Raw genomic sequence first — 23219 nt, forward strand, 5'->3', positions numbered from 1 at the left:
ATACAAGCGGGCCTTGCCCGCGAAAGGGCGCCGCCAGGCCGCCCGGCAGGATACCAGAGACCCTGTTGGCGGCTTCATAGAAAAGCCTCTGGAATCCCGCCGGCAAGCTCCGCTTGCCTTTCGCGGGCGGGGCCCGCTCCCACAGTTTCCGCTAGCTTTCCTTCTTGCGCTTGTCCATTTTCACGGCGAGCACGTCGCAGTGGGCGCCGGGCACCAGGCCGCGCGCGGTGGAGCCGAGCAGCAGGGCGAGGCCGCTGCGGGTGTGGCTGCCGACCACGATCAGATCGGCGCCGATGTCGTCGGCCTTGTCGAGGATGGTTTTTTCGATCGACCCCAGTTCCACATGGATGCGGCTTTCCGGAATCCGGTAGTGGCCGGCGTATTCCAGCGCCGTGTCGCGGGCCTGCTTGACCAGGCCGCTTTGCAGGTCGGTGACGTCCATCGGCACGTCGGCGCCGTAGGCCAGCGCCAGCGGTTCGATCACGTGGATCAGGTGTAATTCCCCGTCGGTGCCTTCCTGGACCCCCGCCGCACGGGACAGAACCTCGGCGGATTCGTCGCTGCAATCAATCGCCACCAGTACCTTTCGATAGGGTGAGGTCATGGTGTTCTCCCTTAACCGGCAGAGGTTGTTTTCAGTACCTTCACGCCGAGTATAGCCTTCTCGGCGGGCTCTGCCAGCCCACCGTGAAAGGCGCCGCGACGCCATGGCCGGCGCGGCCTGGAGGGCTTCCGGGCGGCGTCGCCGGCGACCCCGGTGCTTGACCGGACGATACCGGCGCTGTCTAAATAGGCGCCCGCCGGGGTCCGCAAAGGCCCCGGCCCGACCTCTGAGGCGTGTCCTGCCCGGCGAATTTTCACCGCCGTGGCGGTCAGGCCTCAGAGGTTTCTTATGACGCAGCTTCTCATGATCGGGTGAGCAACGAATGGGTAAATCCCTTGTAATCGTGGAATCGCCGGCCAAGGCCAAGACCATTAATCGCTATCTGGGCGATGATTTCGTGGTCAAATCCAGTGTCGGCCATGTGCGTGACCTGCCGGTAAGCGGCGGCGCCAAGACCAGTACCCCCAAGGAGCGGGCCAAAGAAGCGGCCTATACCCGCTCACTGCCGAAGGAGGAGCGCGAAGCCTATAAAAAGAAGAAGGCCCGCGCGCAGCTGATCAACCGCATGGGCGTGGACCCGGACCACGGCTGGCAGGCGCAGTATCAGATCCTGCCGGGCAAGGAAAAGGTGATCGACGAGCTCAAGCGGCTCGCCAGCAGCGCCGACCGCATCTACCTCGCCACTGACTTGGACCGCGAAGGGGAGGCGATCGCCTGGCACCTGCGGGAAGTGATCGGCGGCGACGACCAGCGGTTCGACCGGGTGGTGTTCAACGAGATCACCAAGAAAGCGATCCAGGCCGCCTTCGAGGAGCCGGGCAAGCTCGACATGAGCCGGGTGGAAGCCCAGCAGGCGCGCCGCTTCCTGGACCGGGTGGTGGGCTTCATGATCTCGCCGCTGCTGTGGGAAAAGATCGCCCGCGGCCTGTCCGCCGGCCGGGTGCAATCGGTGGCGGTGGAGCTGGTGGTGGAGCGCGAGCGGGAAATCCGCGCCTTCACCCCGGAAGAGTACTGGGAGCTGCACGCCGACACCCATAACACGGCCAACGCGGCGGACGCCATCCGCATGCAGGTGGCCCGTTACCGGGGCGAGAACTTCCGCCCCAACAACGGCGACGACGCGGAGAAGCACCGCGCCGCCCTGGTGGCCGCGGGCAAGCTCACCATCAGCCAGCGCGAGGAGCGCCCGACCCGCTCCAAGGCGCCGCCTCCCTTTATTACCTCCACCCTGCAGCAGGCCGCCAGCACGCGCCTGGGCTTCGGGGTGAAGAAGACCATGATGATGGCCCAGCGCCTCTACGAGGCCGGCCACATCACCTATATGCGTACCGATTCCACCAACCTGAGCGCGGATGCGGTCAACGACTGCCGCGCCTGGATCGGCGAGCAACTGGGTAACAAGTACCTGCCCGAGCAGCCGCTGCGGTACTCCAACCGCGACGGCGCCCAGGAAGCCCACGAGGCGATCCGCCCCTCGGACGTGAAGCGCGACGCCAGCAACCTCAAGGACATGGAGCGCGACGCCCAGCGCCTTTACGAGCTGATCCGCCGCCAGTTCATCGCCTGCCAGATGCCGCCGGCGGAGTACCTGAGCACCACCATCACCGCGGAAGCGGACGGCTACGAGCTCAAGGCCCGGGGCCGCATCGTCAAGTTCGACGGCTGGACCCGCATCCAGCCCCAGGCGTCGCGCAAGGGCGCCGAGGACACCGTGCTGCCCGATCTCAAGCAGGGCGACGTGCTCGACATCGATCAGGTGGACGCCAACCAGCACTTCACCAAGCCGCCGGCGCGCTACACCGAAGCCAGCCTGGTGAAGGAACTGGAGAAGCGCGGCATTGGCCGGCCCTCCACCTACGCCTCGATTATTTCCACCATCCAGGATCGGGGCTATGTCCGTCAGGACAACCGCCGTTTCTACGCGGAGAAGATGGGCGACATCGTCACCGACCGGTTGGCGGAAAGCTTCCCCGACCTGATGGACTACAACTTCACCGCCCAGATGGAGGAAACCCTGGATCAGATCGCCGAGGGCAAGCGCGGCTGGCGCGACGTGCTCGACGAGTTCTACCGGGACTTCCTGGCCAAGCTGGAAGCGGCCCAGGGCGAGGGCAGCGGCAAGCAGGCCAAGGGCGGCATGCGCGCCAACCTGCCCACCGACACCGATATCGAGTGCCCCAAATGCGGCCGCCCGATGCAGATCCGCACCGGTTCCACCGGCGTGTTCCTGGGGTGCTCGGGCTACAGCCTGCCGCCCAAGGAGCGCTGCACCGCCACCCTCAACCTGCTGCCCGGCGAAGAGGCGGTGCGCGCCGACGACGAGGAAGCGGAAACCCAGGAGCTGCGCCGCAAGAAACGCTGTCCCAAGTGCGGCACGGCGATGGAAAACTACCTGATCGACGAAAAGCGCAAGCTGCACATCTGCGGCAACAACCCGGACTGCGACGGCTACGTGGTGGAGAAGGGCGAATTCCGCATCAAGGGCTACGACGGCCCGACACTGGAATGTGAAAAGTGCGGCAGCGAAATGCAGCTGCGCACCGGCCGCTTCGGCAAGTTCTTCAAGTGCACCAATGACGACTGCGGCAACACCCGCAAGCTGCTCAAGAACGGCGAGCCGGCGCCGCCGCGCGCCGACCCGGTGCCCATGCCGCACCTCAAATGCGAAAAGGTGGACGACCACTACCTGCTGCGCGACGGCGCCTCCGGCCTGTTCCTGGCCGCCAGCCAGTTTCCCAAGAACCGGGAAACCCGCGCGCCGCTGGTGGAAGAGGTGCAGTCGGTGGCCAAGGAACTGGACCCCAAGCACAAGTATCTCGCCGAGGCCCCCGCCGAGGACGCCAAAGGTCGCAAGGCGGTACTGCGCTACAGCCGCAAGGCGAAAGAGCAGTACGTGATGACCGAGGAGGACGGCAAGCCCACTGGCTGGTACGCCTTCTACCGCGACGGCGCCTGGGAAGTGGAAGAGAAAAAGACCGCGCCCAAGAAAAAAGCCGCCAAGAAAAAGGCGGCGAAGAAAAAAGCCCCGGCCAAGAAGAAGGCCGCCGCCAGGAAATAACGTTGCCCGCAGCCATCCAGAGAGCGATTGATCATGTCCCGAATGGTTCGAGAAAGCGAAGTGAGCGGCCTGCGCGAGCGGCTGTTCTTCGCCCGCAGTCTGCTCAAGCAGCTGTACAGCGACGAAAGCGCCGCCGTGGGCCAGCGCCTGGCGCTGCGCGGCGCGGTGGTGTTTCATTTGTATTCAGTGCTGGTGGGTCTGGCCCGGCAGGCGGCCAAGAACTATCAGGTGGCCGGCTACGAGGATCTGATCAGCCTGGCGGCCCTGGAGCAGGCGTTTCAGCGTGCCGAGGTGCGCGCCCAGGAAATCCAGGTGCTGGCCTCGGCGCGCGCCGACCGCGCGGATCTGGTGTTCTGGCTGGACCAGGAAATCCGCGCCGCGGTGGGCGCCGCCGGGCTGGCCCGCCGGCCCACGCCGCCGGGTGAAGGCAATGATCTGGCGATGCGCGCCGAGGACCCCTACGCGCCGCTCGCCTACGGCGATCTCGAACGTCTGGAACAGGCCGCGCGCCGTGTTGAGGAACTGATCGAGCATTGCGGCGCCTATATGGAAGAATGGTAGGAAATCACTGAATGGAAACGCCGATGTTTTTGCTTATCGTTTTTGCCCTGGTCGCCATCGGGTTTTCGTTCCTGTGCTCAATTCTGGAAGCCGCCCTGCTGTCGATCACCCCCAGCTATATCGCCGGCCTCAAGGGTGAGCGGCCCAAGCTGTTCGAGAAGCTGCGCAAGCTCAAGGACGACATCGACGACCCGCTGGCGGCGATCCTCACCCTCAACACCATCGCCCACACCGCCGGCGCCACCGGGGTCGGTGCCCAGGTGGCGGTGATCTTCGGCGAGGCCTATCTGGGCGCGGCGTCGGCGGTGATGACGCTGGCCATCCTGATTCTCTCCGAGATCATTCCCAAGACCATCGGCGCCAAGTTCTGGCGCACCCTGGCGCCCATGCTGCCGCCGGTGCTGAACCTGATGATTCTGGTGCTCAAGCCGTTCGTGTGGCTGTCCAAGATCGTCACCCGGCAGATCGGCGCCGGCGAGCCGGACACCGATATCCGCGCCGAGCTCAAGGCAATGGCGGCCATCGGCCGCGATCAGCAGGCCCTGGACGAGGACGAGCAGCGGGTGATCACCAATGTGCTCAACCTCCACGAGATCAAGGTGGAGAAGGTGATGACCCCGCGCACCGTGGTGCGCTCGCTGGGCCCGGACGAGAGCGTGGCCGACGTGCGCCAGCGCCTGGCCGGCTCGCCGTTTTCCCGCTTCCCGGTGATCAACGAACACGACGAAGCGGTCGGCTACGTGCACAAGAGCGACCTGCTGGAAGTGGAGGGCGACCGCAAGGTCAGTGAACTGGCCCGTGGCATGGCGCCGTTCCGCGCCACCATGAATATTGAATACGTGTTCGGCGAAATGCTGCGCGAGCGCCAGCACCTGGGCATGGTCTATGACGACCTGGGCACCTGGGTGGGGTTGATCACCATGGAAGACATTATCGAGACCCTGTTGGGGCACGAGATCATGGATGAGACCGATAACGTGTCCAATCTGCGGCGGTATGCGAAGCAGCGCTGGAGCCGGCGGTTGAAGAAGCGCGTTAGTCAGGACTAGTGACGTCTCTGGTATCCTGCCGGGCGCGTTGCGCCCTTTCGCGGGCTGGGCCCGCTCCTACAATTGACCTGTGGTGCCTCAAACGCTAGTTTAAAACGTCTGTTTCCAGGCGTGAGGCCGGCATGTCCCAATCCGATACCGTGCAGCGCATTCTTGATGCGGCGGAAGTTCTGTTCGCCCAGAAGGGGTTCGCCGAGACCAGCCTGCGCGCCATCACCAGCCGGGCCGGCGTCAATCTGGCGGCGGTCAATTACCACTTCGGTTCCAAGGAAGCGCTGATCCAGGCGGTGTTCGAGCGCTATCTGACGCCGTTCTGCCAGGCCCTGGACGCCAAGCTCGAGGAACTGGAAGGCGAAACCCGCAGCGGTGGCGAAGTGCCCCTGGAGAAGCTGTTCACCGTGGCCTCGCGGCTGGCGCTGGGCTCCCACGGCGACGAACCACGCCGGGCGATGATCTTCTTCCGCCTCTCCGGGCAGGCGTACAGCCAGCCGCAGGACCACCTGCGTGCCTGGCTGCGCGAACATTACGGCCCGGTGTTCCGCCGCTTCCTGGCCCTGCTGCGCCGGGCGGTGCCCGACGTGCCGCCGATGGAGCTGTTCTGGCGGGTGCACTTCAGCCTGGGCGCCGTGATCTTCACCCTGTCCGGCATGGAATCGCTGCAGGCGATCAGCAAGAAAGACTTCAACCAGAGCGTCACCGCCGCCCACATCACCCAGCAGCTCCTACCCTTCGTGGTCGGCGGCATCCGCGGCGGCGGCTAAGCCGCCGCGAGCTTCAAGCTTCAAACTGCAAGCTACAGGCAGGCCGTGCCGGCAGAGAGGCCGAGGGCGGCGTTCGCCGCCCGATACAGGATGCAGGATTCAGGATACAGCGCGGATGAGGTCTTGATGCGCCGCCCGGCTTTCGCTCCGCGCCGTGGCGTATTCGCAGCCGGCTCCATGCTAATGCGCAAAACTTGCCGCGTTCGCCAAGCCTTGCCCCTGTATCCTGCATCCTGAATCCTGCGTCGCGGCCAACGGCCGCCTGCACGGCCCCGCAGCCGGCACGGCCTGCCTGTAGCTTGAAGCTTGCGGCTTGTAGCTAATCCTGTATCTTCTCGCTATGCCTATTCTCGTGTCGCTCAGCGATCAAACCCTGACTCTGGAAAGCCCTGAAGACACGCTGCGGTTTCCGGTGTCCACCGCCGCCGTGGGCGCCGGTGAGCGCCACGGCAGCGGCGCCACGCCGCGCGGCCGGCATCTGGTGCGGGCCCGCTTCGGCGCTGGTTTGCCGGCGGGCGCGGTGTTCGCGGGCCGTCGCTTTCACGGTGAGTTTTACGACCCGGAGCGGGCACGGGAAGCCCCGGAACGGGACTGGATTCTCAGCCGCATTCTGTGGCTCGGCGGTCTGCAGCCGGGCGTCAATCAGGGCGGCGACGTGGATAGTTTCCGCCGCTTTATTTATATTCACGGCACGCCGGACGACCAGCCCATGGGCGAGCCGGCTTCGCATGGCTGCATCCGCATGCGCAACACGGATGTGATCACTCTTTTTGAACGGGTACCGGTGGCCACGCCGGTGACCATCGTCGAGTAAGACACCCCGCTTATGTCGAACCAAACCGATACCCAGCCGCTGCTGATGCTGGACCTGGAAGGCCTTACCGTCACGGCGGAAGAGCAGGAGTTGCTGCGTCACCCGGCGGTGGGCGGCCTGATTCTGTTCAGCCGCAACTACCAGGAACCGGACCAGCTTTACGAGCTGATTCACCAAGTGCGGGCGGCGCGCCCGGACCTGCTGATCGCCGTGGACCAGGAGGGCGGCCGGGTGCAGCGTTTCCGCACCGAGTTCACCCGCCTGCCGCCGATGGCGGCGCTGGGCCGTTACCACGGGCGCGATCCCGAAGCCGCTTGCCACGCCGCCGACCTGCTCGGCGAACTGATGGCGGACGAGCTGCGCGCCTACGACATCGACATCAGTTTCGCGCCGGTGCTGGATCTGGATTTCGGCACCAGCAGCGTGATCGGCGACCGCAGCTTCAACGCCGATCCGCACGCGGTCACCGAACTGGCCGGCGCCTTTATCGACGGCATGGCCCGCGCCGGCATGGCCGCCACCGGCAAGCACTTTCCCGGCCACGGCCACGTGGCGGCGGACTCCCATCTGGAGCTGCCGGAAGACCCGCGTACCTGGGAACAGCTGCACGACGACCTGGTGCCGTTCAAGGCGCTGGCGCCGCGTCTGGACGGCATCATGCCCGCCCATGTCCGTTACCAGGCGGTGGACGCCGAGCCGGCGGGTTTTTCCCGCCACTGGCTGGGCAAGGTGCTGCGCGGTGACTGCGGCTACCGCGGTGTGATCTTCTCCGACGATCTGGGCATGGCCGGCGCCGCCGGTGCCGGAGACTTTTCCCAGCGCGCCCAGGCCGCCCTGGGGGCGGGTTGCGACATGGTGCTGGTGTGCAACGACCGCCCCGGCGCCGTGGCCGTGGCGCAATGGCTGGAAGGCCGCCGCTTCGAGCACCGGGTCGGCGCCGCCGCCCTGCGCGGCAAGCCCCGCGCCCCCATGCATCTGAGCCGCCGCCGGCAGGCCGGCGACGTGGCCGACCTGCTTAATAAGGACCTGTAATGAATTGGGAAGCGCTGACCGACTGGCGACAACTTCTGGTGTGGCCCGGGCCGGACACCGAAACCGCGTTGTGGGTGACTCAGGTCTTCGCCGTGGTGCTGTGCACCGTCACCGTCAACTTCATCCTGATGCGGGTGATCGACATCATTGATCACTTCAGCCGCGAAACCCACAACCTGTGGGACGACGCCCTGCTGGATTCCCTGCGCATTCCGATCCGCCTGCTGATCTGGGTGGTGGGCCTGTCGGTGGCCGCGGAAATGATGCAGGCGGTCTCCGAGGCGGCGGTGTTCGATTACGTCGGCGACGCCCGCCGCGTGGCGTTCATCCTTATCGTCGCGCTGTTCCTGACCAAGCTGGTCGGCAACGTGGAAAAAAACCTGATCGACCCCGATCGCATGCGCAACCCCATGGATCAGACCACCGCCTCGGCGGTGGGCAAGCTGCTGCGCATTTCGGTGTTGATCACCGCCTTTCTGATCATTCTGCAGACGCTCGGTTACAGCATCTCCGGGGTGCTGGCGTTCGGCGGCCTGGGCGGCATGGCGGTGGCGTTCGCCGCCAAGGATCTGCTCGCCAACTTTTTCGGCGGTGCCATGGTGTACATGGACAAGCCGTTCAAAGTGGGCGAGTGGGTGCGCTCGCCGGACCGCAGCATCGAAGGCACGGTGGAGCACATCGGCTGGCGCCTGACGCGCATCCGCACCTTCGACCAGCGGCCGCTGTACGTGCCCAACGCCATGTTCACCACGGTGATCCTGGAAAACCCGTCGCGCATGCTTAACCGCCGCATCAACGAGAAGGTGGGCATCCGCTTCGACGACTGGGAGAAGATGCCCGCCATCGTCGACGCGGTGCGCGAGATGGCCAAGAAGCACAAGGATCTGGAAACCGAACACCGCACCCTGATCGTCAACTTCGACAGCTACGGCGCGTCGCACATTGAATTCTTTATCTACACCTTCACCAAGACCACGGACTGGGTCACCTACCATGAAATCAAACAGGACGTGCTGATGCGCATCATGGCCATTGTCCATGAGCACGGCGCCGAGTTCGCCTTCCCCAGCCGCACGCTGTACATGGCGGCCAACGATGAAGGGGACGAGGAATTCGAGGACGACGAGGACGAGGTCGCCGAAGGGCGCGCCGCGCAACGCCGTTCGCGCCGCCGCAGCCGCAACCGTCGCGACCGTAACCAGACCTGGAAAGGCGACCAGGACCAATCCGAGGAGGACGCCGATGGCGACTGAAATGGCCACTGAACTGAAGCAAGAACTGATGCGCGTGCGCCGCGAAGCCCGTGAGCTGTATTCCCGCGACCAGGTGGAAGAGGCGGTGGCCAAGGTGGCGATCAAGCTGGCCGAGGACTATTCCGAGCGCTTCCCGGTGTTCGTCACCATCATGAACGGCGGCCTGGTGTTCGCCGGCCAGTTGCTCACCCGTCTGGACATTCCGCTGGAGGTGGACTACCTGCACGCCAGCCGCTACCTGGGCGAGACCAGCGGCGGCGATGTGCAGTGGATCGTTACCCCCACCGCCAATCTGGAAGGCCGCGACGTGGTGATTCTGGACGACATTCTGGACGTGGGCTCCACGCTGCTGTCGATCATCGAGGCCTGCAAGGCGCAGGGCGCCGCCAGCGTGAAAACCTGCGTGCTGGTGGACAAGGTGCACGACCGCAAGGCGCAACCCGGCCTGAAAGCCGACTACACCGCCCTGGAAGCGGAAGACCTCTACCTGTTCGGCATGGGCATGGACTACAAAGGTTACTGGCGTAACGCGCCGGGTATCTTCGCGGTGGAGGAGGCCTGAGGTGCTGGCATTTATCGGCGGAACCGGCCTCACCCGCATGGACGACCTCGAGATTCGTCACCGGCACGACATCGAGACCCGCTACGGCAAGCCCTCGGCGCCGGTGGCGGAAGGCGAGCTCAACGGTGTGCCGGTGCTGTTTCTGGCCCGCCACGGCGACCCCCATGTGTGGCTGCCGCACCAGGTGAACTACCGGGCCAACATGCAGGCCCTCAAGGACGCCGGCGCCACCGCTATCGTGGCGGTCAACGCGGTGGGCGGCATCACCGCCCCGGCCGGCGCCCTGGTGTTGCCCGAGCAGATCATCGACTACACCTGGGGCCGCGACAGCACCCTGTTCGACGACCCGAACGACCCGCTGGTGCATGTGGACTTCAGCTGGCCGTTCGACCCGGTGCTTCGCCGCCGGCTGCGCGGTGCCCTGGAGCGCGCCGGCCTGCAATGGGTGGACGGCGGCTGCTACGCCGCCACCCAGGGGCCGCGCCTGGAAACCGCCGCCGAGATCCTGCGCCTGGAGCGCGACGGCTGCGACATCGTCGGCATGACCGGCATGCCGGAAGCGGTGCTCGCCCGCGAGCTGGGCATCCCCTATGCGATGCTGTCGCTGGTGGTGAACCCGGCCGCCGGCAAGGCCAGCCGGGAAATCACCATGGCGGAAATCGAAGCGGTGCTGCACACCGGCATGAGCGATGTGCGCACTGTCCTCGCCACCCTCGCAGCCGGCTAAGCGAATGCAGCAGTACGATGTGGTGGTAATCGGTGCCGGCGCGGCGGGCTTGATGTGCGCCGCCAGCGCCGGTTACCGCGGCCGCTCGGTGCTGGTGCTGGACCACGCCAACAAGGCCGGCAAGAAGATCCTGATGTCCGGCGGCGGGCGCTGCAATTTCACCAACCTGAACACCACGCCGGACCATTTCGTGTCCGCCAACCCGCATTTCTGCAAATCCGCGTTGCACCGCTACAGCCCCTGGCACTTCGTCGAGATGGTGGAGCGTCACGGCGTCGGTCATGTGGAGAAGGCGCCGGGCCAGTTGTTCTGCGACACCTCCAGCAAGGCGATTCTTCAGGTGCTGCTTACCGAGTGTGAGTGGGCCGGGGCCGAGGTGCGCCTCAAGACATCGGTGACGCACATTAACAACCGGCCGGTGGGCGAGGGCGCCGACAGTGGCGCCTCATCACAAGCGTTGGGGGACGACGGCTTTGTGCTGCGCGCCGAAGGCGAATCGATTCGCTGTGACAAGCTGGTGATCGCCAGCGGCGGGCTGTCGATTCCGACCCTGGGCGCCGGCCCGTTCGCCTACCGGGTGGCGGAGCAATTCGGTCTGCGGGTGCTGCCCACCCGGGCCGGGTTGGTGCCGTTCACGCTGCAGCCCGCCGATAAGGAATGGCTGGCGGCACTCAGCGGCGTCAGCGCCGAGGTGCGGGCCGAGGCCGGGGGGCGCGCGTTCGCCGAGCCCATGTTGATCACCCACCGTGGTCTGTCCGGTCCGGCGATGTTGCAGGTTTCCAGCTTCTGGTCGCCGGGGGAGGCGGTGACCGTGGACTGGCTGCCGGCCCTGGCGGACCCGCTGGCGGCGTTGCGCGAGGCGCGCAAGGCGCAGCCCGCCGCCGGCGTGGAAAAGTGGCTGCGGGGGTTTTTCTCGCAGCGGCTGGCCGCCGCGCTGGCCGAGCACTTCGGCTGGTCCGGACCGTTGCAGCATTACAGCAACGAGGCCCTGGCGGAAATCGCCTCGGTATTGAAAGGCTGGCGGTTCAAGCCGTCCGGCACGGAGGGCTACCGCACCGCCGAAGTGACCTTGGGCGGCATCGACACGGACGCGGTTTCCTCCAAGACGTTCGAAGTGAAAAGCGTGCCCGGTTTGTATTTTATCGGCGAAGCACTGGACGTGACCGGCGAGCTGGGCGGCTTCAATTTCCAGTGGGCCTGGGCGAGCGGCTGGTGCGCCGGCCAGGCGGTGTGATCTGATCCGCCGCGCTTGCAATCGTTCTTTGGTATTAGTACGTTAGTCTCCATAAGTGCTTGATTCCGCTACACAAACCCCCTCAATTTGTTTTCCCCGTCAGCAGCGCGTGAAAATTTTAAGGCGTCTTTGTTAAGCCGCATGTTCATGCGGTGAATAACTGTCGTGATGTGGTAAGACCTGGCACTACCTTCATGACGCCCCTCTTTCCCCCGGCGCACAATCTTGCGTGAGAAGACGTATGCATCGCGTCTCACTGATTGGTTTTGAACACCTCAGGTTTGAATAACAACGCCCTCGGGAGAGAGACAAATGAAAAACCTTGAACGGTTTATCGGACTGGGCTTGCTGACCACGGCGCTGATCGCCTGTGGCGGCGACAGCGGTTCCAGTGGTGCCGGCACAACGGCCAGCACCGGCGGCGGTGGTGGCGGTACCCCCGCCACCGACCCCGGCACGCCCCGCGCTGACGATCCGATGGCGCCTGCCCCGGCGCCTCAGGGATCGTCTTTCAGTGGTCGTCAGTACAGCTGTGAAGGCGATGAGTGTCAGGTGGGCAAATTCGAAGGCCCGTTCGCCGAGCCCACCATCCGTTACAGCGATTCCACCACCGGCGACAATCTGAAGGTGGTGACCACCGAGGACAAATGTCTGGAGGACGCCGAGGGCGCGCTGCGCTGTAAGCCCGCCGCCGGCTCCATCGCGCTGCTGCCGGACAACCGGCTGCTCTATTTCAACGCCCTGGAAGGCACCGAGAACGTGGAGTTCTCCATCGTCGCCGAATTCGGCTTCGTGGCGGTGAACGACCAGACCCGGGTGCTGAACTTCGGCCCCGCCGGCGCCAGTGACCAGATCTCCTGGGAGCGTCCGTCACCGGTTCGCGGCGGCGCCAACGTGGACGGCAACGACAGCGACACCCTGCTGCCCGGCGCCGAGCTCAGCGACGCGGAAAGCACCGCCGGCAACGACGGTGCCCTGTTCTGTTCCGACGTGATCCAGCTCGCCGACGGCCGCATCATGGCGGTGGGCGGCACCGACTACTACACCGAGCCGTCTCTGGGCTCCGTGTTCCCGCAGGCCCGCGACGTGCTCGGCTCCATCGATGCCGAGCTCCCGCTGCCCAGTAACTTCGGCGAAATCAGCGTGCCCGACGACATCGGCGTGGTGGAGCTGGAAGGTCTCAAAGACGCCCGTATCTTCAACCCGGAAGACAACAGCTGGACCCAGACCGGCCACATGAATCACGGCCGCTGGTACCCGACCATGGTGACCCTGCCGGACGGCGACGTATTCGTGGCCAGCGGCGTGACCAAGCTGCTCAAGCCGGTCTACACCGGCGCGCTGCTGGGCGGCGAAAGCACCGGCCTGCGTGAACTGCTGCAGTCCGCGGACAACGTGCGCACCAGCGAAACCTATGACCTCGACACCGGCACCTGGTCCGAGAACGGCGAGCGTCCGCTGCCGGGTCTGGACACCACCGCCGGTAAGCCGCTGCCGCTGTACCCGCGTCTGCACCTGCTGCCCAACGGCCAGGTGTTCTATAACGCGGCCGGTCAGGCGTTCAACCCGTTCGGCCAGTCCTACAACCAGGCGCAGTGGAACTTCGTTTCCGCTTACGATCCGGAAGAACAGCTGTGGACCGACCTGGGCTACGCCGGTCTCAACGTGCAGCTCGACGAGCTGGGCCTGGACCGCATCACCTCGGCGCTGACCCTGACCAGCCCGAACCTGCTGGAAGACTTGATCGGCACCGGCGAAGGCCTGCTGACCAACCTGCTGGGCGACCCCATCGGCAGCCTGGAACAGCTTCAAAACGTGCTCGGCGACGTGGCCGACCCGCAGGTGGCCAACCGTCTGATCGGCGCCGGCTTCCGCGGTTCCAGCTTCTCCATCATGATGCCCCTGCGCCAGGATGAGAGCGGCAACTACAATAAAGCCAGCTTCCTCACCGCCGGCGGTGTGCTGGGCGCGGTGGCGGCCACCAGCCCGGGCAGCTACCTGGCGGTGCCGAACAGCCGTCTGGATACCGTGGAAGTCAACGCGGACACCGAGTCCGGCATGCGTTACTCCTCCGAGATCGTTGGTAACCTGAATGGCCCGCGCTGGTTCTCCACCGGTGTGCTGCTGCCCGACGGTTCGGTGATGGCGTTCAACGGCGCCAACCGGGACGAAGTGGTCCTGCCCGGTTCCGCCACCCCGGTACAGATGACCGAACGGTTTGATCCGGAAACCGGCGAGTGGACCGAGATGGCCACTTCGTTGAACCCGCGTACCTACCACAACACCGCGCTGCTGCTGCCCGACGGCCGGGTGCTGGTGGGTGGCCACGCGCCGATCAACACCGCCTACCTGTTCAGCCTAAACCTGGAAGAGCTGGGCCTGTCCCCGAACGACGGTCGTGACCCGTCCTTCGAGATCTACAGCCCGCCGTACGTGTTCAAGGACCGTCCGGAAATCATCCAGGCGCCGAGTGAAGTGGATCACGGTGACACCATCGAAATCGCGGTGGACGACGCCTCCGCCATCAATGAGGTGATGATGGTGCGCCGCACCAGCCTGACCCACCTGGTGGACGGTGATCAGCGCAACGTGGTGCTGCCGCACACGGCCAACGGCAACAGCGTGCGTGTGCAGGTTCCGGAGAACGCGGCGGTGATGCCGGCCGGCCACTACATGCTGTTCGTGAACCGCGTCGCCAGTGACGGTTCCGGCATGGTGGTGCCGTCCGTATCCGCGCCGGTGCAGGTGATGCTGCCTTCCAGCACGTCGGGCCTGATGGTCCAACGCTAAGGAGCCGACATGACGAGACGTAATCGCAACACCCACGCTCGTCTTGCCGCTTGGTTGCTGGGTGCCGTGCTTGCCACGGCGCCCACTCTGGCCCTGGCCCACGGGCCGGAGGCCAAGGCGGTGAAGGCGCGGCTGGCGCCGTTGTCGGCCACCCTGGACGGCATCAACGCCCAGGTGCAGACGACGGTGGCGCCGCAATTGGTGGTGGCCAACGACAGCCCGCGCACCCTGGAGATTTTCGACCAGGAAGGGCGGGTGTTCCTGCGTATCAACGAGCAGGGCGTGCTGGCGGATCTGGCCAGCCCGGCCTGGTACCGCAGCCAGACCGCCGCCCGCGGCGTGCCGATTCCCGAAGGCGCCAGCCAGGACGCGGAGCCGCGCTGGGCGCTGGTGCACAAGGAACCCAACTGGGGCTGGTTCGATCCCCGCCTGCGCACCGATGAAATTGAAGTGCCCCACGACATGGAGCACGCCGGCAAGCCGGCGGCGATCAGCCAGTGGTCGGTGCCGGTGCGGCTCGACGGTGAGGAAAGCACCCTGGCCGGTGAATTCCGCTACGAGCCGCTGCCGCCCGGATCCTTCCAGTCGCGGCTGACCTCGGACCCGGAACCGGTCGAGGGCGTTTCCGTGAGCCTGGCGCCGGGCACCGTGCCGGCGGTGCACATTCATAACCAGAGCGGCAAGCCGGTGGTGGTGGCGGACGCTGAAGGTCGCGCGCATCTGCGCATCGGCCCCGGCGGCAGCTTTATGAACGCCAACCAGGAGAAGGGTGAGCCGCAATGGGTGAAGGTAGCCGGCGGTTCCCGCTACACCTGGACCGAGCCGCGCGCCACCTACGGCGATCTGCGGCCGCCGGAAAAGGTGTCCCAGGCCGGCCGCCGCGCCCAGGTCGCTACCTGGTCACTGCCGGTCACCGTGGACGGTGAACCGGTGGCGGTGAAAGGCGTGGTGGACTGGCTGCCCGGCGAGCAAGTCGCCGCCGGCGGCGGGCACCACTAAAGCGGAGGACTTGTAGGAGCGGGCCTTGTGGGCCCGCTCCCACCAGGTCGCTCCCACCCGTTGTTTTAAGCGTTTGAGCCGCTCAGGCGGTTCAGGACTTCCCCTACCACCTCAATGCGCTCCTGCGCGGTTTCGGATTCCAGCTCGAAGCGGAGAGTGCTGGCGCCTTCCAGCTTGTAGACGTTGGGGCCGGACTGGACCAGTTTGACGATGGTGAGCGGGTCCACCGGGGTGCGCTCGGCGAATTCCAGCTTGCCGCCGCGGCCGTGGGCGTCGAGCCGGGTGATGCCCAGCTTCTCCGCCTGTTGCCGCAGCTCGGTGACCTGGAACAGATTCTTCACCGGGTCCGGCAGCAGCCCGAAGCGGTCGATCATTTCCACCTGCAGTTCCTTGAGCTGGTCGGCGTTCTTGCTGCCGGCGATGCGCTTGTAGAGCGTCAGGCGGGTGTAGACGTCAGGCAGGTAGTCCTCGGGAATCAGCGCCGGAATGCGCAGGTTCACTTCCGGGCCGCCGGACAGCGGCTTGGCGGTATCCGGCTGCTCGCCGCGCTTGAGCGCTTCCACCGCCTGCTCGAGCATTTCCATGTACAGCGAGAAACCGATGCTCTCCATGTTGCCGTGCTGCTCTTCGCCGAGCAGTTCGCCGGCGCCGCGAATTTCCAGATCCTGGCTGGCGAGCACGAAGCCGGCCCCCAGGTCGGTGGCCTGTTCGATGGCCTCCAGCCGTTTGAGCGCGTCCTTGGTCATGGCGCGCGGCCCGGGGGTGGTGAGGTAGGCGTAGGCCTGGTGGTGGCTGCGGCCCACGCGCCCGCGCAGCTGGTGCAGCTGCGCCAGGCCCAGTTTGTCGGCGCGCTCGATGATGATGGTGTTGGCGCTGGGTACGTCGATGCCGGTTTCGATAATGGTGGAGCACACCAGCACGTTGAAGCGGCGGTGGTAGAAGTCGCTCATCACCGCTTCCAGCTCGCGCTCGCGCATCTGCCCGTGGGCGATGCCCACCCGGGCGTCGGGCACCAGCTTGCGGATGTCCTCGGCGGTGCGTGCCATGGTGTCGATGTCGTTGTGCAGGTAGTAAACCTGACCGCCGCGCAGCAGCTCGCGCAGGATCGCTTCCTTGATGGCGGTGTCGTCTTTCTGCTGCACGAAGGTCTTCACCGACAGCCGCTTCTGCGGCGGCGTGGCGATAATGGAAATATCGCGCATGCCGCTCATCGCCATGTTCAGGGTACGCGGGATCGGCGTGGCGGTGAGGGTGAGAATGTCACACTCGGCGCGCAGCTCTTTGAGGCGCTCTTTGTGGCGCACGCCGAAGCGGTGCTCCTCGTCGACGATGATCAGCCCCAGGTCGTGGAAGGTCACCGACTCCTGCAGTAGCTGGTGGGTGCCCACCACGATGTCCACCTTGCCGCTTTCCAGGCGCTTGAGTACGTCGGCGCGGTCCTTGGCGTTGCGGAAGCGCGACAATACTTCCACGTTCACGGCCCAGTCGGCGAAGCGGTCGATAAAGGATTCGTAGTGTTGCTGGGCGAGCAGGGTGGTGGGCACCAGCACCGCCACCTGGGCGCCTTTTTCCACCGCCACGAAGGCGGCGCGCATGGCCACCTCGGTCTTGCCGAAGCCGACGTCGCCGCACACCAGCCGGTCCATCGGCTTGGCCAGCTGCATGTCGCTGAGCACCGCGCGGATGGCGCTCTCCTGGTCCGGGGTCTCCTCGAACGGGAAGCCGGCGGCGAAGCGCTCGTAATCTTCCGCTTCCACCGCGAAGGCGCGCCCCTGGCGGGCTTCCCGGCGGGCGTAGGTGTTGAGCAGCTCGGCGGCCACGTCGTGGATCTTCTCCGCCGCCTTCTGGCGCGCCTTGGTCCACTGCTCGGTGCCCAGCCGGTTGAGCGGCGGGTTGTCGGCGCCGCCGTACCGGCTGATCAGATGCAGCGAGGACACCGGCACATAGAGCTTGTCGCCGCCGGCGTACTCCAGCAGCAGGAATTCGTGTTGCTGGCGGTCCACCTCCATGTGCACCAGGCCCTGGTAGCGCCCGACGCCGTGGTCCAGGTGCACCACCGCCGCGCCGGGGCTGATCTCGCCCAGGGTGCGGATACCCAGCTCGTTGCCGCTCTCCTCGCTGGTGCGCCGGCGGCGGCGCTGCATCACCCGCTCGCCGTAGAGCTCGCTTTCGGTGACCACCAGCAGGTCGTGATCGGGGGCGTAGAAGCCGGCGTCCAGCTCGCCGCGGGTGAGCGCCCAGCGGTCCGGCTCGTTGATGAAATGCGCCCAGCCCTCCTTCATCACCGGCTGGATGCCGATCTTCTGCATCATCTCCAGCAGCGCCTCGCGGCGGCCGGCGGTTTCCGCCACCACCAGAATGCGGGTGTCCGGGTGGGCGTCGGCGAAGGTGTGCAGCGGCGCCAGCGGGTTGCGCGCCTTGGCGTCGGCGGACACCGTGGGCGGCACCTCCACGTCGAAGCGTACCGCCTGGTCGGAATCCTTCTGGCGCGCCCGGGGCAGGGTCTGCCAGGCGCTGTTGAGCTGATCCGGGCGCAGGAACAGGTCCGTCGGCGGCAACACCGGCCGGCGGATGTCGTGGCGGCGTTGCTCGTAACGGGCGCTGACCTCGTCCCAGAAGTGCCGGGCGGCCTCTTCACAGCCGGCCATCTCCACCGCCCGCGCCTTGCCGGGCAGGTAGTCGAACAGGGTGGCCAGACCGTCGAAAAACAGCGGCAGATAGTATTCCAGGCCCGGGGTGGCGATGCCCTCGGACACGTCCTGATAGAGCGGCACCTTGCGCGGGTCCACGTCGAAGGTGTCGCGGAAGGCGGTGCGGAACCGGCGGATGCCCTCGGCGCTGAGCGGGTACTCGGCGGCGGGCAGCAGATTGATCTCGCTGACCTGGCCGGTGGAGCGCTGGGACTCCGGGTCGAACAGGCGCAGCGACTCGATGTCCTCGTCAAACAGCTCGACCCGGAACGGCTGCTCCGAACCCATCGGGAAGACGTCCATGATGGCGCCGCGCACCGCGAATTCGCCGTGCTCGTAGACGTTGTCGCGCTGCCGGTAGCCGCAGTCCACCAGCCGCGCGCGGGTGGTCTCCATATCGAAGGTTTCGCCCACCCGCAGCATGAAACTGTTGCCGCTGATGTGCAGCGGCGGCGCGATGCGCTGCATCAGGGTGTTCACCGGCACCACCAGCACGCCGGTGCCGGCGCCGTGCAGCCAGTTCAGCACCCGGATGCGGTCGCTGACGATGTCCTGGTGCGGGCTGAACAGGTCGTAGGGCAGGGTTTCCCAGTCCGGGAACAGCATCACCGGCACCTCGCCGGCGGCGCCCGGGTTGCCTGCCAAATAGAACCCCAGGGCATCCGCCAGCTGCTGGGCGCGGCTGCTGTCCGGCGCGGCCACCAGCAAGGGGCCGTCGGCGGCGCGCGCCACCTCGGCGAGCACGGCGGCCAGGCTGCCGTCGGACAGGCCTTGCCAGTCTTTGTAGTGGTCCTGACCGGTGGGGAACAGCGGGGTATCGGGTAACAGCGTCATTTCGTCTCCAGCAGAGGGCGCGCATTGTACCCCACCGGTGTGCCGGTTTGGGAGCTTGCCCTGTGGGAGCTTGCCTGCAAGCGAAAGGCCGGCAAAGCCGGCCGGCAGGATACCAGAGGCCTTTCTAACGGAGTTACAAACAGCGTCTCTGGCATCCTGCCGGGAGCTCCGCTCCCTTTCGCGGGCGGGGCCCGCTCCCACAAGCCCGCTCGCACAAGGCTTGCTCCCGCTGAGTTGTGGTAACATCTTCGCCGTTTTTATTGGCCCGGTCGCGGTAGGGGAGAGAGCATGAGGGAATCAGTCAGTGAATTGATGCAGCGGTTCCGCCTGGAGCCGCTGGAGGACAACCTGTTCCGGGGGCTCAGCGAGGCCAACGGGCAGAGCAGTATCTTCGGCGGCCTGGTGGCCGGGCAGGCGTTGCTGGCGGCCTCGATGACGGTGCCGGAGGACCGCCCGGTGCACTCCCTGCACGCCTATTTCCTGCGGCCCGGGGATATCCGCCAGCCGGTGGTCTACGACGTGGACCGGATCCGCGACGGCAAGAGCTTCACCACCCGCCGGGTCAACGCGATTCAGCACGGTCGTCCCATTTTCAGTCTGTCCACGTCTTTCCAGGTGGAAGAGGAGGGCAGCCGCCACCAGACGCCGATGCCGGACGTGCCGGCGCCGGAGGATCTGGAGAGCGACGAGAGCGCCCGCCTGCGGGTGGCGGACCGCATTCCCGAGCAGTTCCGCGCCGCCTTTCTGCGCGAGCGGCCGGTGGAGTTCCGCCCGGTGACGCCGCGCGACGTGTTCGCCCCGGAGTCCCGCGAGCCGCTCAAGCAGTTCTGGTTCCGGGTGCCGGACCCGATCGAGGCGGACCGCATGACCCACAAGGCGTTGCTGACTTATTGTTCGGATTTCGGTTTCATGGGCACCGCCATGCAGCCCCACGGCATGACCTTCTGGCAGAGCAACGTGCAGTGCGCCAGCCTGGACCACGCCATGTGGTTCTATGACGACCTGCGCGTGGACGACTGGCTGCTCTATCACTGCGAGAGCCCCGGCGCCGCCGGCGCGCGGGGGCTGACCTTCGGCGCCATCTACCGCCGCGACGGCACTCTGGTGGCCTCGGTGGCCCAGGAAGGGCTGATGCGGCTGCGGCCGGGCGAAGACCCGGTGTAAGTACCCTGGAAGATGCGCGGGTTTGGCGCTATCATGCGCGCCCCCATGACCGCCAACCCAAACCGATGAGGGGCGCAGCCGTGAACAAACTGGAAGACCACTTCGGACGCTGGAAAAACCGCGAAGAAATCGCAGAGGCCATGATCCCCATGATCGGCCGCCTCTACCGCGAGAAGAACGTGACCACCACCGTGTACAGCCGGTCCCTGGTCAACAATTCCGTGATCCAGATCCTCAAGACCCATCGCTTCGTCAAGCAGATCGAGGACTCCGAGCTGTTCGAGAGCGGTCTTTCCGTGGTCGATTCCTTCCCGATCCTGCAGGAAGTGACCAAGCTGGATCTGGGCCCCTGCCGCCTGGACATCGGCAAGCTGGCGGTGGAGTACAAGAAGGACAGCCGTGGCCTGTCCGTCGAGGACTATGTCCGCGAGGAGCTGGGCGAGGCGGTCAACGATAAGGTGGACCTGCCGGGCCAGACCGACGTGGTACTGTACGGCTTCGGCCGTATCGGCCGCCTGCTGGCCCGCCTGCTGATCGAGAAGACCGGCTCCGGCGACGGCCTGCGCCTGAAGGCGGTGGTGGTCCGCGAGACCGGCAAGGGCGACCTGCAGAAGCGCGCCAGCCTGCTGCGCCGCGATTCCGTGCACGGCCCGTTCGCCGGCACCATCGCCGTGGACGAGGAAGACAACGCGATCATCGCCAACGGCAACTACATCAAGATCATTTACGCCAATGATCCGTCGGCGATCGACTACACCCAGTACGGCATCAAGGACGCGCTGCTGGTGGACAACACCGGCAAATGGCGGGACCGCGAGGGTCTCGGCCAGCACCTGAAGTGCCCGGGCATCAGCAAGGCGATCCTCACCGCGCCCGGCAAGGGCGACATCAAGAACATCGTGCCCGGCGTCAACCACGGCATGGTGGAGGACAGCGACACCATTCTGTCCCTGGCGAGCTGCACCACCAACGCCATCGTGCCGCCGCTCAAGGCGCTCAGCGACAAATTCGGCATTGAGTACGGCCACGTGGAGACGGTGCACTCCTACACCAACGACCAGAACCTGCTGGACAACTTCCACAAGGGTCCGCGCCGGGGCCGGGCCGCGCCGCTGAACATGGTGCTGACCGAGACCGGGGCCGCCACGGCCGCCGCCAAGGCGCTGCCGGAGCTGGGCGGCAAGCTCAGCGGCAACTCCATCCGGGTGCCGACCCCGGACGTCTCCATGGCGATTCTCAACCTGACCCTGGAGCAGGAAACCACCCTTGAGGAGCTCAACGACTACCTGCGCTGGGTGAGCCTGCACTCGCCGCTGCAGCGTCAGCTGGACTTCATCCGCAGCCCGGACGCGGTGTCCACGGACTTCGTGGGCTCCCGGCACGCGTCGGTGGTGGACGCCGAGGCGACCATCGTCAACGGCCGCCACTGCGTGCTTTATGTCTGGTACGACAATGAGTTCGGCTACAGCTGCCAGGTGGTGCGGCTTCTGCAGCAACTGTCCGGGGTGGAATACCCGATTTACCCCAAGGATTGAGCCGTAGAACCTGAAAAAGCCCGCTTTCGCGGGCTTTTTTTCGACCGGGACACGCGGGCCCAGGCGGGTAATCCCACACGGTCAGTCCTGGCATCCGAACCACTCGGTCATTATAATGGCGCCGCCTTCCCACCTCCGCCTCCATCGCGGCCATCCGGGGAAAGCACCGCTTGACTTCAGAACACGCAACGTGGGCGAGACACTATGATCAAAATCAAGAAGGGGCTTGACCTGCCCATCGCTGGCGCGCCACGCCAGGCGATTGAGGAGGGTCATCAGGTCCGTTCTGTCGCCGTGCTCGGCGGCGACTACATGGGGATGAAGCCGACCATGGAGGTCCGCGAAGGCGACACGGTCAAGAAGGGCCAGCTGCTCTTCACGGATAAAAAGACCGATGGCGTGAAATACACCGCCCCCGCCGCCGGTAAGGTGGTGGCGATCAACCGCGGCCACAAGCGCGTGCTGCAGTCCGTGGTGATCGAGGTGGCCGACCAGGAAGACGAGGTCGAGTTCGACGCCCATGACGCCGCCGCCCTGGCTTCCCTGGACCGCGAGGCGGTACAGCGCCAGCTGATCGATTCCGGCGAGTGGACGCTGCTGCGCACCCGCCCGTTCGGCAAGGTGCCGGCGCCCGGCACCACCCCCAACTCGATTTTCGTCACCGCCATGGACACCAACCCCCTGGCGCAGGACCCGGCGGTGGTGATCAAGGCCAACGAGAGCAGCTTCCGCCACGGTCTCGCCGTGCTGGGCCGCCTCACCGACGGCCCGGTCTGGGTGTGCCGCGCGCCGGGCGGTGATCTGCCGGCCTTCGCCGAAGGCCAGATCCGTGAAGAAACCTTCACCGGCAAGCACCCGGCGGGCAACGCCGGCACCCATGTGCATTATCTTGACCCTGTCAGCCTCGCCAAGACCGTCTGGACGGTGGGCTATCAGGAAGTGATCGCCATCGGCAAGTTGTTCACCGAAGGCAAGATCAGCACCGACCGGGTAGTGGCGCTGACCGGTCCCCAGGTAAAAACGCCGCGTCTGATGCGCACCCGCGTGGGTGCCGGCATGGAAGACTTCACGCGCGGTGAACTCAAGGACGGCGACAATCGCATCGTGGGCGGCTCCGTGTTCAACGGCCATCACGCCCGCGGCCCGCTGATGTTCCTGAGCCGTTTCAGCAACCAGGTGACGGTGCTGCGCGAAGGCCGCGAGCGGCAGTTGCTGGGCTATATCTCACCGGGGCCCAACCGCTTCTCGGTGATGAACATTTATCTGTCCAAGCTGATGCCCGGCAAGCGCTTCAATCTGACCACCACCACCAACGGCAGTGAGCGCGCCATGGTGCCGATCGGTGCCTACGAGCAGGTGATGCCGCTGGACATTCTGCCCACTCAACTGTTGCGCTCGCTGATCGTCGGCGACACCGATTCCGCCATCGCGCTGGGCGCGCTGGAAGTGGTGGAAGAGGACCTGGCGCTGTGCACCTACGTGTGCCCCGGCAAGTACGAGTACGGGCCGATTCTGCGCGACAACCTGACCACGATCGAGGTGGAGAGCTGAG

At 65.9% G+C, this 23219-nt stretch carries 17 protein-coding genes; 15 read left to right on the plus strand and 2 right to left on the minus strand.

Annotated features, from left to right (window positions below; genetic code table 11):
* Positions 1-151: 151 nt before the first annotated feature.
* A complete protein-coding gene (locus ISO4_RS12935; RefSeq protein WP_142949432.1) occupies positions 152-604 on the minus strand; it encodes a universal stress protein in 453 nt (150 codons plus the stop codon).
* A gap of 322 nt (positions 605-926) precedes the next feature.
* Between ISO4_RS12935 and topA the strand changes: the two genes are divergently transcribed.
* The 12 genes from topA (at position 927) to ISO4_RS12995 (ending at position 15444) form a co-directional block, all read left to right on the plus strand.
* A complete protein-coding gene (gene topA / locus ISO4_RS12940; RefSeq protein WP_194856509.1) occupies positions 927-3662 on the plus strand; it encodes a type I DNA topoisomerase in 2736 nt (911 codons plus the stop codon).
* Positions 3663-3695: 33 nt separating this feature from the next.
* Positions 3696-4223, plus strand: coding sequence for a hypothetical protein (locus ISO4_RS12945; protein WP_194856510.1), 528 nt, complete (start codon positions 3696-3698; stop codon positions 4221-4223).
* Positions 4224-4246: 23 nt separating this feature from the next.
* On the plus strand, positions 4247-5272 hold the full coding sequence (locus ISO4_RS12950; RefSeq protein ID WP_142949458.1) for a CNNM domain-containing protein: 1026 nt from the start codon (positions 4247-4249) through the stop codon (positions 5270-5272).
* A 122-nt stretch (positions 5273-5394) separates the two neighbouring features.
* The gene (locus ISO4_RS12955; protein WP_194856511.1) at positions 5395-6033 is read left to right on the plus strand and encodes a TetR/AcrR family transcriptional regulator; all 639 of its coding nucleotides are present in this window, start codon (positions 5395-5397) and stop codon (positions 6031-6033) included.
* A 340-nt stretch (positions 6034-6373) separates the two neighbouring features.
* Positions 6374-6847 (plus strand): L,D-transpeptidase, encoded by a 474-nt coding sequence (locus ISO4_RS12960; RefSeq protein WP_194856512.1) that lies wholly within the window; start codon positions 6374-6376, stop codon positions 6845-6847.
* A gap of 12 nt (positions 6848-6859) precedes the next feature.
* Positions 6860-7879, plus strand: a complete 1020-nt coding sequence (gene nagZ / locus ISO4_RS12965; RefSeq protein WP_228548121.1) for a beta-N-acetylhexosaminidase — start codon at positions 6860-6862, stop codon at positions 7877-7879.
* Entirely contained in the window at positions 7879-9132 is a 1254-nt protein-coding gene (locus ISO4_RS12970) for a mechanosensitive ion channel family protein (protein ID WP_194856513.1), read from the plus strand. The genes nagZ and ISO4_RS12970 overlap by 1 nt, the downstream gene beginning before the upstream one ends.
* A complete protein-coding gene (locus ISO4_RS12975; RefSeq protein ID WP_370211362.1) occupies positions 9122-9694 on the plus strand; it encodes a hypoxanthine-guanine phosphoribosyltransferase in 573 nt (190 codons plus the stop codon). Before ISO4_RS12970 ends, ISO4_RS12975 begins: the two co-directional genes overlap by 11 nt.
* Before the next feature lies 1 nt (position 9695).
* Positions 9696-10421, plus strand: a complete 726-nt coding sequence (locus ISO4_RS12980) for an S-methyl-5'-thioinosine phosphorylase (RefSeq protein WP_194856514.1) — start codon at positions 9696-9698, stop codon at positions 10419-10421.
* A gap of 4 nt (positions 10422-10425) precedes the next feature.
* A complete protein-coding gene (locus ISO4_RS12985) occupies positions 10426-11655 on the plus strand; it encodes a BaiN/RdsA family NAD(P)/FAD-dependent oxidoreductase (protein WP_194856515.1) in 1230 nt (409 codons plus the stop codon).
* A 312-nt stretch (positions 11656-11967) separates the two neighbouring features.
* Positions 11968-14445, plus strand: a complete 2478-nt coding sequence (locus ISO4_RS12990; protein ID WP_228548122.1) for a galactose oxidase-like domain-containing protein — start codon at positions 11968-11970, stop codon at positions 14443-14445.
* A gap of 9 nt (positions 14446-14454) precedes the next feature.
* A complete protein-coding gene (locus tag ISO4_RS12995) occupies positions 14455-15444 on the plus strand; it encodes a hypothetical protein (RefSeq protein WP_194856516.1) in 990 nt (329 codons plus the stop codon).
* A gap of 65 nt (positions 15445-15509) precedes the next feature.
* Here ISO4_RS12995 and mfd read toward each other — a convergent pair whose 3' ends face one another.
* On the minus strand, positions 15510-18968 hold the full coding sequence (gene mfd, locus ISO4_RS13000) for a transcription-repair coupling factor (RefSeq protein ID WP_194856517.1): 3459 nt from the start codon (positions 18966-18968) through the stop codon (positions 15510-15512).
* Between the two features lie 288 nt (positions 18969-19256).
* On the opposite strand from mfd, the gene ISO4_RS13005 reads away from it, so the two are divergent.
* The 3 genes from ISO4_RS13005 to ISO4_RS13015 all read left to right on the plus strand — a co-directional run bounded on the left by ISO4_RS13005 (position 19257) and on the right by ISO4_RS13015 (position 23218).
* Positions 19257-20132, plus strand: coding sequence for an acyl-CoA thioesterase (locus ISO4_RS13005; RefSeq protein ID WP_185956943.1), 876 nt, complete (start codon positions 19257-19259; stop codon positions 20130-20132).
* 80 nt (positions 20133-20212) lie between these two features.
* A complete protein-coding gene (locus ISO4_RS13010) occupies positions 20213-21667 on the plus strand; it encodes a glyceraldehyde-3-phosphate dehydrogenase (RefSeq protein ID WP_323745385.1) in 1455 nt (484 codons plus the stop codon).
* 204 nt (positions 21668-21871) lie between these two features.
* Positions 21872-23218, plus strand: a complete 1347-nt coding sequence (locus ISO4_RS13015; protein WP_194856519.1) for a Na(+)-translocating NADH-quinone reductase subunit A — start codon at positions 21872-21874, stop codon at positions 23216-23218.
* Position 23219 lies beyond the last annotated feature (1 nt).

The sequence above is a fragment of the Alloalcanivorax venustensis ISO4 genome (assembly GCF_015356855.1).
Classification (GTDB): Bacteria; Pseudomonadota; Gammaproteobacteria; order Pseudomonadales; family Alcanivoracaceae; genus Alloalcanivorax; species Alloalcanivorax venustensis.

What these genes read in the sequence shown, in the direction of transcription:
- ISO4_RS12950 (WP_142949458.1), top strand. Translation starts at nt 4,247, where the DNA reads ATGTTTTTGCTTATCGTTTTTGCCCTGGTCGCCATCGGGTTTTCGTTC.
- ISO4_RS12975 (WP_370211362.1), top strand. Translation starts at nt 9,122, where the DNA reads ATGGCGACTGAAATGGCCACTGAACTGAAGCAAGAACTGATGCGCGTG.
- ISO4_RS12955 (WP_194856511.1), top strand. Translation starts at nt 5,395, where the DNA reads ATGTCCCAATCCGATACCGTGCAGCGCATTCTTGATGCGGCGGAAGTT.
- mfd (WP_194856517.1), bottom strand. Translation starts at nt 18,968, where the DNA reads ATGACGCTGTTACCCGATACCCCGCTGTTCCCCACCGGTCAGGACCAC.
- ISO4_RS12945 (WP_194856510.1), top strand. Translation starts at nt 3,696, where the DNA reads ATGTCCCGAATGGTTCGAGAAAGCGAAGTGAGCGGCCTGCGCGAGCGG.
- ISO4_RS12970 (WP_194856513.1), top strand. Translation starts at nt 7,879, where the DNA reads ATGAATTGGGAAGCGCTGACCGACTGGCGACAACTTCTGGTGTGGCCC.
- ISO4_RS12990 (WP_228548122.1), top strand. Translation starts at nt 11,968, where the DNA reads ATGAAAAACCTTGAACGGTTTATCGGACTGGGCTTGCTGACCACGGCG.
- ISO4_RS12960 (WP_194856512.1), top strand. Translation starts at nt 6,374, where the DNA reads ATGCCTATTCTCGTGTCGCTCAGCGATCAAACCCTGACTCTGGAAAGC.
- ISO4_RS12995 (WP_194856516.1), top strand. Translation starts at nt 14,455, where the DNA reads ATGACGAGACGTAATCGCAACACCCACGCTCGTCTTGCCGCTTGGTTG.
- topA (WP_194856509.1), top strand. Translation starts at nt 927, where the DNA reads ATGGGTAAATCCCTTGTAATCGTGGAATCGCCGGCCAAGGCCAAGACC.
- ISO4_RS13015 (WP_194856519.1), top strand. Translation starts at nt 21,872, where the DNA reads ATGATCAAAATCAAGAAGGGGCTTGACCTGCCCATCGCTGGCGCGCCA.
- ISO4_RS12985 (WP_194856515.1), top strand. Translation starts at nt 10,426, where the DNA reads ATGCAGCAGTACGATGTGGTGGTAATCGGTGCCGGCGCGGCGGGCTTG.
- ISO4_RS12935 (WP_142949432.1), bottom strand. Translation starts at nt 604, where the DNA reads ATGACCTCACCCTATCGAAAGGTACTGGTGGCGATTGATTGCAGCGAC.
- nagZ (WP_228548121.1), top strand. Translation starts at nt 6,860, where the DNA reads ATGTCGAACCAAACCGATACCCAGCCGCTGCTGATGCTGGACCTGGAA.
- ISO4_RS13005 (WP_185956943.1), top strand. Translation starts at nt 19,257, where the DNA reads ATGAGGGAATCAGTCAGTGAATTGATGCAGCGGTTCCGCCTGGAGCCG.